This is a genomic window from Shewanella sp. SG44-2, from assembly GCF_014164215.1.
GTDB lineage: Bacteria > Pseudomonadota > Gammaproteobacteria > Enterobacterales > Shewanellaceae > Shewanella > Shewanella frigidimarina.
Genome location: NZ_JACJEU010000029.1, coordinates 46,510 through 56,467 on the forward strand (window position 1 = coordinate 46,510; position 9,958 = coordinate 56,467).

At 40.5% G+C, this 9,958-nt stretch carries 10 protein-coding genes; 4 read left to right on the forward strand and 6 right to left on the reverse strand.

Translation table 11 applies throughout. The features are described from left to right. Positions 1-38: 38 nt before the first annotated feature. Entirely contained in the window at positions 39-233 is a 195-nt protein-coding gene (locus tag H5181_RS17185; protein ID WP_011638847.1) for a helix-turn-helix transcriptional regulator, read from the reverse strand. Next, entirely contained in the window at positions 230-646 is a 417-nt protein-coding gene (locus H5181_RS17190) for a hypothetical protein (RefSeq protein WP_102036107.1), read from the reverse strand. Before H5181_RS17190 ends, H5181_RS17185 begins: the two co-directional genes overlap by 4 nt. A 613-nt stretch (positions 647-1,259) precedes the next feature. On the opposite strand from H5181_RS17190, the gene H5181_RS17195 reads away from it, so the two are divergent. Continuing rightward, on the forward strand, positions 1,260-2,234 hold the full coding sequence (locus H5181_RS17195) for a nucleoside hydrolase (protein WP_123883989.1): 975 nt from the start codon (positions 1,260-1,262) through the stop codon (positions 2,232-2,234). A gap of 127 nt (positions 2,235-2,361) precedes the next feature. On the opposite strand, the gene rbsK is transcribed toward H5181_RS17195, so the two are convergent. Together rbsK and H5181_RS17205 are read right to left on the reverse strand one after the other, a co-directional pair. Beyond that, the gene (rbsK, locus tag H5181_RS17200; RefSeq protein WP_220491825.1) at positions 2,362-3,636 is read right to left on the reverse strand and encodes a ribokinase; all 1,275 of its coding nucleotides are present in this window, start codon (positions 3,634-3,636) and stop codon (positions 2,362-2,364) included. 551 nt (positions 3,637-4,187) lie between these two features. Continuing rightward, entirely contained in the window at positions 4,188-5,021 is an 834-nt protein-coding gene (locus H5181_RS17205) for a mechanosensitive ion channel family protein (RefSeq protein ID WP_011638843.1), read from the reverse strand. Between the two features lie 358 nt (positions 5,022-5,379). Between H5181_RS17205 and H5181_RS17210 the strand changes: the two genes are divergently transcribed. Further along, complete coding sequence (locus H5181_RS17210) at positions 5,380-6,555, forward strand: type III PLP-dependent enzyme (protein ID WP_011638842.1); 1,176 nt, start codon at positions 5,380-5,382, stop codon at positions 6,553-6,555. A 62-nt stretch (positions 6,556-6,617) separates the two neighbouring features. Here the strand turns inward: H5181_RS17210 and H5181_RS17215 are convergent, their stop codons facing one another. Next, positions 6,618-6,839 carry a YdcH family protein gene (locus H5181_RS17215; protein WP_011638841.1) on the reverse strand — a complete coding sequence of 74 codons (222 nt, stop codon included), beginning with the start codon at positions 6,837-6,839 and terminating at the stop codon, positions 6,618-6,620. A 441-nt stretch (positions 6,840-7,280) separates the two neighbouring features. On the opposite strand from H5181_RS17215, the gene udp reads away from it, so the two are divergent. Then, a complete protein-coding gene (gene udp / locus H5181_RS17220; protein ID WP_011638840.1) occupies positions 7,281-8,039 on the forward strand; it encodes a uridine phosphorylase in 759 nt (252 codons plus the stop codon). A 186-nt stretch (positions 8,040-8,225) separates the two neighbouring features. Here the strand turns inward: udp and H5181_RS17225 are convergent, their stop codons facing one another. After that, a complete protein-coding gene (locus H5181_RS17225; protein WP_182751604.1) occupies positions 8,226-8,978 on the reverse strand; it encodes an outer membrane protein OmpK in 753 nt (250 codons plus the stop codon). A 491-nt stretch (positions 8,979-9,469) separates the two neighbouring features. Between H5181_RS17225 and H5181_RS17230 the strand changes: the two genes are divergently transcribed. Then, on the forward strand, positions 9,470-9,931 hold the full coding sequence (locus H5181_RS17230) for an NfeD family protein (protein WP_011638838.1): 462 nt from the start codon (positions 9,470-9,472) through the stop codon (positions 9,929-9,931). Positions 9,932-9,958 lie beyond the last annotated feature (27 nt).

The following is a 9,958-nucleotide window of genomic DNA, read 5'->3' on the forward strand; positions in this document are numbered from 1 at the left end:
AACTAGCCTGTATTTTCTGCTTAGTGACAGCCTTAGCTTTATTGCTCGTCTTCAAAGATACTTTCAATCGGTAACTTGAATAAACGTGCCGCTTTAAAGGCCAATGGCAAACTCGGATCAAACTTACCGGTTTCGATCGCGTTAACGGTTTGCCGGGACACATCAAGTAAGTCTGCTAGTTGTGCTTGGGTCAAGTCTTGTTCTGCCCTGAGCACTTTTAAGCGATTTTTCATTGATACTTCCTATGGCCTAGAATAATACCGACTAAATAGGTTAGCCCCATAATGATCACCAAATGAGAAATTTCCGCGTGACCTGCTATTAAGTTTGTCGTGTCTAAATTTGAGTAGCTCAAGCCAACAATTAGCCCCACCCCCAGACTGAGGCCCATCGCATTTAATTGAATCTTTTGCTGCAATTCATCTAAGCCAAGTAGTTGGCGTCTATTGGCTAAAATCATCCCAATACCCATCATGAAATTAGTGCCTATGGCCATTATGGTGATTAAATCTTGCTGCCAAATAAATTGTGGACCAAAGTTAGCGACGGCCATGCTTATCACCCACGCTAGGGTCCATTTAGCTAAACGAGTTGTATTATGTTTGTTGGTATTTTTCCAGTCTTTATTGTGTGTTAGTGGTGACATTATCAACATCCCTTTGGTCGTGCTTAGTTGTCATTATGTCAACTAAGCTTGACTTTAAGTTATAGCAATCTATTCGTGGTTGTCAAGTAAGCTTTACTTTTTGATGTGTTGTAAATTAACCTCAACTCGGGTTAAGAGGTTACATTAATGACTGAGTCAAAATGATTGGACTAGTGCAGTGCAGTGCATTGCATTGCAGCTAAAAACTAACTTATTGAGCCAGATTAGGTTAATGAATGTATTGATGGCAAAACTAAACTGTAGAGTGGATTTACTCATCTACGCCTGAAATGAATATCTGTAGGTGTTTAGTAAAGTGATGTTATCGCTGATGCATTTGTCATAGTTAGTTGCACAGGTGTAAGTGAACCATTATGTTCATTTACAGATAAAAGTTTGACGAGCAATCACACTTCTTTGTGCACTATTTTTGTATAGTGCCAAGGGCTTTAATGACTCTCAGGACCCTGTAACAGTTCGTTTGTCGCAGTCGTTAATCATCTTCGAATATCTTGTTGGTATGCATTGAAAGGCCTGTGAGTCTCATCGCAGGATATTCGGTAAAACCTTATAGTGTATCGATTTACTTAATAAAAGTAGGACAGTGATCCCCATGAAAACTAAAATAATATTAGACACAGATCCCGGTATTGATGATGTATTTGCTATTCTGTTTGCCGAAGCACACCCCGATATTGAACTTAAGGCCATTACTACTATTTATGGTAATGTAACCATTGAAAATGCGACCCGTAACGCGCTTTATCTTAAACAAAAATTTCAGTTGCAAGCCGATATTGTCACTGGCGCGAGTAAGCCTATCGTTCGATCTCCAGTTGGCCCAACTGTCGTTGTACACGGAGAAGGTGGCTTTGGTGATGTGAATGTCCCAGCTGAAATAGAAGGACAAGCTGATCCGCGGCCTGCGTATCAATACATCATTGACGCTGTAAAGGCGGAGCCTGGTGAGATTACTTTAGTGGCCATTGGTCCGTTAACTAACCTTGCGCTAGCGCTTCAGGCTGACCCAAGCATTGTCGACTTAGTTAACAAGGTGGTCATTATGGGTGGCGCTTTTGGTGAGAACGGTCATCGCGGTAATGTGACCCCTTTTGCCGAAGCTAATATTCATGATGATCCTCATGCTGCTGATATGGTATTGACGGCCTCATGGCCTGTGGTTGTGATTGGTTTAGACGTGACTGAACAAAGCTTTTTTACTCGTGATTATCTTGACCAATTACGTGACAATGCAGGCGACGTTGGCCAATTTATTTGGGATGTTAGCCGGTTCTATTTGAGGTTTTATAGTGAAAAAGTGGGCTTAGAAGCTTGCCATGTGCACGACCCATCCGCCATTGCCTATGTGATTAATCCAGAGTTGTTCACGCTTAGAGCTGGGCCAATAAGAGTGGTTGTCGATGGTGTTGCCGAAGGGATGACCATTCAGAAAATTGATGACCGTGTTTACCCGCATGATGAATGGATGAACCAAGCACCACAACAGGTTGCTGTTACGGTGAAAGATGCCGAACTGTTGGAATTATATCGCCACAGTATTATCCGTTATGCCGCAAGGATGAAATAGCACTGTCGGCATCTGGCGGACTAATATCGCTTACCTAAAACGAGCGCAGTAATCACTGCGCTTTTTCATGGGAGTTCGACTCTAGTGCTTTACATTAGCGCTTTACATTAGAAATCAGCACTCGCTATTAAGCATTAAGTCTAGCTGCGACAAGTGAGCCATCTGGCATGTTTGCTGCGCCTAGGCGCTCAACGGCGAGTGACGCATAAGCGTTGGCATATTTAGCGGCCTGATGCAGTGTACTGCCTCTAGCAAGCTCGGCGACCAAAGCGCCATTAAAAGCATCGCCTGCACCAGTGGTATCAACAACCGCGCTTTTTAACACCTCGATTAGGGTAAATTGATCGTTTTCATAAAGTAATACCCCATCAGATCCGCGAGTAATCACCACCGACGTTACGCCTAAGGCATGTATTGCAATAGCGGCCTGCTTAGCACTGTCTAGATCGGTTACTGAGATCCCAGTCATTAACGAAGCTTCTGTTTCATTAGGAGTGATCATATCAACTAAAGGTAATAACTCGAGAGTTCTTTGATGATATGGCGCCGGATTGAGGATCACTTTAGCACCGTTGTCTTTGGCAATGCTCATCGCGAGCTTGATAGCATCAAAGTTGGTTTCAAGTTGGGTTAAAAACAGTTGTGCATTAATAATATGCTGTTTGGCTGAGTGTATTTCATCATCGGTCAGCGTCATGTTTGCGCCTTCGTTGACCGCAATCATATTCTCGCCAGCTTGTTCACTAACATAAATCAGCGCGGTACCAGTCGGGCTAGTTGAGGACTCGAGGATAATCGTATTGTCTATGCCGGTACTGCTGAGATGTTGGCGCGCAAATTGGCTAAATTGATCAGTACCAATTTTAGTCATGAAGCTAATATTGGCACCATTTTTAGCCGCAGCATAAGCTTGGTTTGCCCCTTTGCCGCCAGCGCCAATACTGCTGCTACTTGAATGCAAGGTCTCACCTGGTTGGGGGAAACGTGCTAGATTCGCAACAATATCGACATTGAATGAGCCAAGTACAAATACATTATGTTTCATTTTGATTAATCTACCTTGGTTTGAGTCGAGTGCCATGCTGTCGTTCAGTATGCTGCGGTCGAGTAATTCTGCCAGCATGGCATCCAAGCTATACTTTTTGATATCCACCCCTTCAGACTGACAGACTCCGCCATGAACTCGTTTTACCAGGCCGTCTTTTTCCAGTTGAACGAGATCACAACGAACCGTTTTAGCGGTTACCGCCAGTAATGTGGATATTTTTTGGTTAGACAGTTCTTTATGCATGTTAAGCAACTTGAGAATAACAGCCAGTCTTTCATTTCGACTTAGTTTTTTCATAATGAAATATAGTGCTTTTGCAGAAAATAAATTGTGATAAAGACAAGAGCTTAACATGCAAAGTGAACGAGTTGGTTCGTTTGCTATCCGTTATTGGTAATTTGGGGGGCGTGAATGATTCGACAGCATTAATTTCAATGAGCTTAGCTGCATGAGCTTCATTTAATGTACATAATAAAGAAGAGGTTGGGTTACTTCACACACTATAATATTCATACTGTTCGCAGTAGCTTTGGATAATAAATGTATGGTGAGTAAGCGTACTTATAGGGGCAAACTTGTTGATTATTCTGGCTTATTGCATCGGCACTATCATTCTCATTACATTTTTTGCTGAGCTTCCCACTACAGCGCGTGAATTGCTTAATTCAATAGAGCCTCGGGTGAATATCCATTGGCGGCAATAGTTTGTTGGCCCAGTTCAGATTGTTAGGGCCAGTGAGATTGAATGGATTAAAAACTGCAACGGCTGCTTTATTGGCGTTTTATTTGTTGCACTTACAATCGTAATACTTTACACGATGAAGAGTACCGGCAGCAGAGTGAACACTAGAACTGTAAATACTAGCACTGTTAATACTCTCGTTACTAAACTAGTGCCACTAAAACTAGTGCTGTAAATGTATTTCCTTTACCGGGCAAGGTATCTTAATTTTGGCTTGATTGAGTGCTTTGATTATGGCGAGGTTAGTGTGGTACTTCTCTTCGAAATAGCGTGTTGTCGGAACCCAGTAACGTACGCCAATCTCTATACCCACAGTATTAAATCCATTGATGCCGACTAATGGTTTTTTGTCTTGATAAATTGCCGGAGCAGCGGCAAGTACGTCATTAATTAATTGGATAACATGATCGGCATCAGCGTGGTAATCAATATTTATTTTGTTTTCAACCAATTTATAAGCAAATGAGTTATGTAAAATTTCGCCGACAATGTGCTTATTGGGAATACTAATTTGTTCGCCTTCTTCATTAGTTAATATGGTTTGGCCCAGTTTAATTATTTCAACCACACCGCCGACACCTTTAATTTCAATGGTATTTCCAACCACAAAAGGGCGGGTGACAATAATGGTAATGCCGGCTGCGTAATTAGATAACATTCCTTGTAATGCCAAGCCAGCTCCAAGTGAAGCGGCACCAATAGCAGCCACCATTGGTGTTACGCTAATGCCTAATTTTCCTAAACAGATAACGGCAACCATCACAATAATGATGATTTTAACTAAGTTGGAAGCAAAGTTACTGAGGGTGATATCAATGTTATGTTTTTTCAGTTGAGCAGCGACAACATTGGCCGCTTTGTTTGCCACCCAAAGCCCCAATAAGAAAATAATAATCGCACCAGCAATTTGAAAGCTGTACTCAACAACAAACTCAGTGATGACGCTATAGACATTTTGCAGTTGTTGGAGCTCTTGATCTAAACTGGGTTCGTTCATTCTATGTTCCTTATTGAAGCACGTTAAGATGTTATCAAATTGGATGATAACAACTTTTTACTCTAAGGTGTAAATCTGTGATGGGTGTTAAGTGCCATCACTGTGAAAATATTTTTAACGACTTAATGGGCATTTTTCTGGCAAATGTCTATACTTTCTAGGCGCAGAAACCAATCAATAACGCAGTGAATTTAGCGAGTAACACGTTGCGTGTTATTGATATTTCTCGAAGAATAAAAAATTATACTTTTTGCATAAAAATTCGTTGCGTATTGATTGAAAATATCGTTTACTGCGCATGTTTTTACAGATTCGTAATGACACTTTTATCGCCCTACTTACAGGAGGCACTGGCCTAATGAGCCAATTTCAATCGATTGATGTTGCAGATTATTATGACAAGGACACGTTTGACCGCATTGAGGCATTTGCTAAAGATAAGCCAACGCCATTTGTAGTTATTGACACCCAAATCGTTGCGAAACAATACGATGATATGGTTAACAATTTTCCTTTCGCAAATATTTATTATGCGGTTAAGGCAAATCCGGCCAAAGAAATTTTAACCTTGTTGCGAGATAAAGGTTCAAACTTTGACATCGCATCCATTTACGAACTTGAAATGGTAACGTCGATAGGTGTTTCTGCAGACCGTATTAGCTACGGTAACACCATTAAGAAGCGTGTCGATGTACGATCATTCTTTGAACAAGGCGTACGTATGTTTGCTTCAGACTCTGAAGCCGATTTACGCATGATTGCTGAAGAAGCTCCTGGTTCAAAAGTGTACTTGCGTATTTTAACTGAAGGTACACACACAGCTGACTGGCCTTTGTCACGTAAGTTTGGTTGCCAAAATGAAATGGCGTACGACTTATTAGTATTGGCAAAAGAGTTAGGCTTGCAACCGCATGGCATTTCTTTTCACGTGGGTTCGCAACAACGTGATATCGGTGCTTGGGATTCTGCTATCGGTAAAGTGAAAAGTATTTACGACCGTTTAAAAGAAGAACACGGCATCGTACTAAAGATGATCAATTTAGGGGGTGGTTTTCCTGCCAACTATATGGACAAAACGAACGAGCTAGGTGTTTATGCTCAGCAGATTAAGCATTTCCTAGAAGAAGACTTTGGTGATGAATTACCAGAGATTATTCTAGAGCCTGGTCGTTCTTTGCTTTCAAATGCTGGTGTATTAGTATCTGAAGTGGTATTGATTTCTCGTAAGTCGAACACTGCATTAGAGCGCTGGGTATTTACAGATGTGGGTAAGTTCTCTGGTTTAATTGAAACCATGGACGAAGCGATTAAATTCCCAATCTATACTGAGCGTAAAGGTGAGTTAGACAAGTGTGTCATTGCCGGTCCAACCTGTGACAGTGCAGATATTATGTATGAGCACTATAGCTATGGTTTACCGGTTGATTTAGCCATTGGTGACCGCATGTACTGGTTAACCGCTGGTGCTTACACCACGACCTATTCAGCAGTATGTTTTAACGGCTTCCCACCACTTAAAGATTATTACCTTTAATTGATGGTGTAGTTTGACAACATCATAAAGGACGCACTAGCGTCCTTTATTTTTATGTGCGTCTAAACCTCTTGCTGATGACTTTTTAAAATATCCAATATTTGTTCTTTAAGATGTAATCTCGTGCTTTTCATTAGTTTTAATTCAGTTGTCGCATCACTGCTACTGGTCTTTTCTAGTGCGGTAATTTGCTCATCGAGTTGATTGTGGTCGTTAAATTTTTTGATAAAGTGCTTATCGGTTACTTTAAGTTTAGTTATCAAATCTCGGTACTCTGGAAACATAAGTTACTCCTTGTAAGTTGTGTCAGTAGATTTAGGGCTCATTTCACTTTGCATTAACAAGATGTTATTCCAATAACAATGATGCTTACTTCAGCACCAAATACAGCTTGAAAAATGAGATGTGTTGAATCTAATACTGATTAACTTTATGCTCATTGGTTACGCTTACCTTCAGCCTAAAACCATTTTTGCGAGGTTAACTTGATGTAAATCACGTTAATGATTGTTAGGCGAGATATGATATTTGTTGTTTTATCGACCTTTAACTATGCTGAAATCAGTGTATTTGGTGGGTTTTGGACATATGTTAGTAATAATTTAACGAAAGAATATTAACTATTATGAATTTATATGTGATCAAGTTAACCTTATCCACCTAAAGACTAGGTTAAAGTCTGGGTTATAAGAATTTAATATTCAAAACTGAAAGGGGTTTTCACAATGTCCGATGTATTTCACTTAGGATTAACTAAAAAAATGTTAGATGGCGCTACCTTAGCAATCGTTCCTGGTGATCCAGAGCGTGTTAAGCGTATTGCTGAGCTAATGGACAACGCAACGTTCTTAGCGAGCCATCGTGAATACACAAGCTACTTAGCTTATATCGATGGCAAAGCCGTGGTTGTTTGTTCAACAGGTATCGGTGGACCATCAACTTCTATTGCGGTTGAAGAATTAGCACAATTAGGTGTGAGAACTTTCTTACGCGTAGGTACAACTGGCGCAATCCAACCGCACGTAAACGTGGGTGATGTGATTGTGACTCAAGCTTCTGTGCGTTTAGATGGCGCAAGCTTACACTTTGCACCGCTTGAGTTCCCAGCAGCAGCAGACTTTGAATGTACCACTGCTATGGTTGCAGCTTGCCGTGACGCTGGTTTAGAGCCGCACATTGGTATTACTGCTTCTTCTGACACTTTCTATCCAGGTCAAGAGCGTTACGATACTGTTTCTGGTCGCATTACTCAGCGTTATGTTGGCTCTATGAAAGAGTGGCAGTCAATGGGTGTGCTGAACTATGAAATGGAATCAGCTACGCTATTTACAATGTGTGCAACTCAAGGTTGGCGTGCAGCATGTGTTGCCGGTGTTATTGTAAATCGCACACAGCAAGAGATCCCTGATGAAGCGACAATGAAGAAGACTGAAGTAAGTGCAGTGTCTATTGTTGTAGCAGCAGCGAAAAAATTGTTAGCTTAAGCTAACGTTTTAACCATCACGTCAAAACAAGATATTGTGTAAAAACAGATTGTGTTAAGGCTGATGGTGTTAAAACTGATTGCGCAAAACAAATTGCCTCAAATCAATGAGTGTTGAAATGTAATCATTAAAAAAGGTGCCTAGGCACCTTTTTTGTTATCTAACTTATATCAATAGCGGCATAAATTAGAAATGATACTGCGCAATAATTGAATAGGTATTTTGGTCGATACCCGCAACACCGTATTTACTTTGCCAGTAATCATATTCAAAACCCACTAACAGTTTGTTTTGTTTGTGATCACCAAACAATGTTTTACCTAAGTCATACTTTATTTGTGGATTGATGTGCAGGTTTTCGTCGTAGCCGTTGTTGTCGGCAGAGAATACCCAATCAATAAAACCATCAAAAATAATATTGGCATTGCCCACTGGCATGTCGATTCTAAATACTGGCGTAAACTGCCAACCATCACTGATATTACCACTGCTTATTGCATCACGACGGTAAGTGTTCAGTTGTAAGTAGCTAAAAAATGGCACGTCAAGGTCCACACCAATACCATAAAGCATGCTGTTAACTGGGCCTTCGCCTTCTTCGTAAGTTAACGCTAAAGAGACATCTTTTATCGCACCAAAGCTCACTGGTTGGCCCAATATTTTGCTAGCACTAAAGCGGGGAGATATTTCGCCATAAGTCGTGCTATCAACACCGTTATTATTACCATTGAAATTAATAAAATCCTGGAATGCAAACCAATCACCATACTTCCAACCACCGGCTGTTTCTAAGGTGATGGTAGTTTGTCTTTCTGATGGTGCTAAGTCATAGTTTTCGCCATGCAAGACAGTTGCGCTAACATCCCACCATTGGACTATATCGTCAGCAAAAACATTTTGTGAGAGTACAAGTGTGGCTAAAAGGCAGATTTTTTTCATTTTTCTTCCGGTTAGTAAAATGATCAGATACGTCAATTTTGACAGTTTAAAGGTAAGTTTTATAGCGATCGAGGCTAAATCTGTGACCTATTATTCCCAATCGTGCACAATGGGGCGCAATATATTCAATATTTTGAAAGAGCACAATTAAAACCGACTAGAATGTACAGATTTCATTGTTTTCATCATCAATATAATCTTATGGCAGGTATTAACACTGCTAGTGTGATGCAACGCATAAAGTGTTTGATTGGCGCTGTTATCTAATTTTAACGAATATCACTATGGTGATAAATAAGACGTCACTTTGCAGCAATATAGGTTTTGATAGGAATACTCATTATTAGCGATACACATTCTTGCGGTAATGGTAAGTTGATGAATTGTTTGTCCCGTTTACTGTTCGTAACAACGCTTTGACATAATATGTCGCAATAATAAATAAAGCTGTTATAGTGAATTTACGGACATTCTCATTTATGGGGGAGAATATGGAGCTTTCAAATCCGATTGCAGTCTGGCTAGTGCTTGGGCTGTTATTGATGATCTCGGAGATTATCATTCCGGGTGGTATCGTTATTTTATTAGGTGCGGCTTGCGTTATTGTCGCATCAGCACAAGCTGTTGGCATTATTGATGGCTTGGTACAAAGTCTGACATTATGGTTTATGGCTTCAATGGTGTTATTACTGAGTTTTCGTCATGTGACCCAGCGTTTAGTGGGCGGCGATTCTCATGTCGACAATACTGATGAAGAGGCGGATCTCTATAATCAAGTCGCTATCGTTAAACAAGCCATTGGCCCTGGTCAAAAAACCGGTCGAATTAGCTGTTTGGGTACTGATTGGACTGCTTTAGGTGATGGTACTGTGATAAAAAAAGGCACCAAAGTCAGGATCATTTGTCGGGATAATATAGCTTTTGTTGTTGAACCGATTATTGATTCTGTATAGCGATTTAGTTGATAAGCTTTTGTTGCC

What these genes read in the sequence shown, in the direction of transcription:
- H5181_RS17225 (WP_182751604.1), bottom strand. Translation starts at nt 8,978, where the DNA reads ATGAAAAAAATCTGCCTTTTAGCCACACTTGTACTCTCACAAAATGTT.
- H5181_RS17215 (WP_011638841.1), bottom strand. Translation starts at nt 6,839, where the DNA reads ATGTTTCCAGAGTACCGAGATTTGATAACTAAACTTAAAGTAACCGAT.
- udp (WP_011638840.1), top strand. Translation starts at nt 7,281, where the DNA reads ATGTCCGATGTATTTCACTTAGGATTAACTAAAAAAATGTTAGATGGC.
- H5181_RS17230 (WP_011638838.1), top strand. Translation starts at nt 9,470, where the DNA reads ATGGAGCTTTCAAATCCGATTGCAGTCTGGCTAGTGCTTGGGCTGTTA.
- H5181_RS17205 (WP_011638843.1), bottom strand. Translation starts at nt 5,021, where the DNA reads ATGAACGAACCCAGTTTAGATCAAGAGCTCCAACAACTGCAAAATGTC.
- H5181_RS17195 (WP_123883989.1), top strand. Translation starts at nt 1,260, where the DNA reads ATGAAAACTAAAATAATATTAGACACAGATCCCGGTATTGATGATGTA.
- rbsK (WP_220491825.1), bottom strand. Translation starts at nt 3,636, where the DNA reads ATGTTAAGCTCTTGTCTTTATCACAATTTATTTTCTGCAAAAGCACTA.
- H5181_RS17185 (WP_011638847.1), bottom strand. Translation starts at nt 233, where the DNA reads ATGAAAAATCGCTTAAAAGTGCTCAGGGCAGAACAAGACTTGACCCAA.
- H5181_RS17190 (WP_102036107.1), bottom strand. Translation starts at nt 646, where the DNA reads ATGTCACCACTAACACACAATAAAGACTGGAAAAATACCAACAAACAT.
- H5181_RS17210 (WP_011638842.1), top strand. Translation starts at nt 5,380, where the DNA reads ATGAGCCAATTTCAATCGATTGATGTTGCAGATTATTATGACAAGGAC.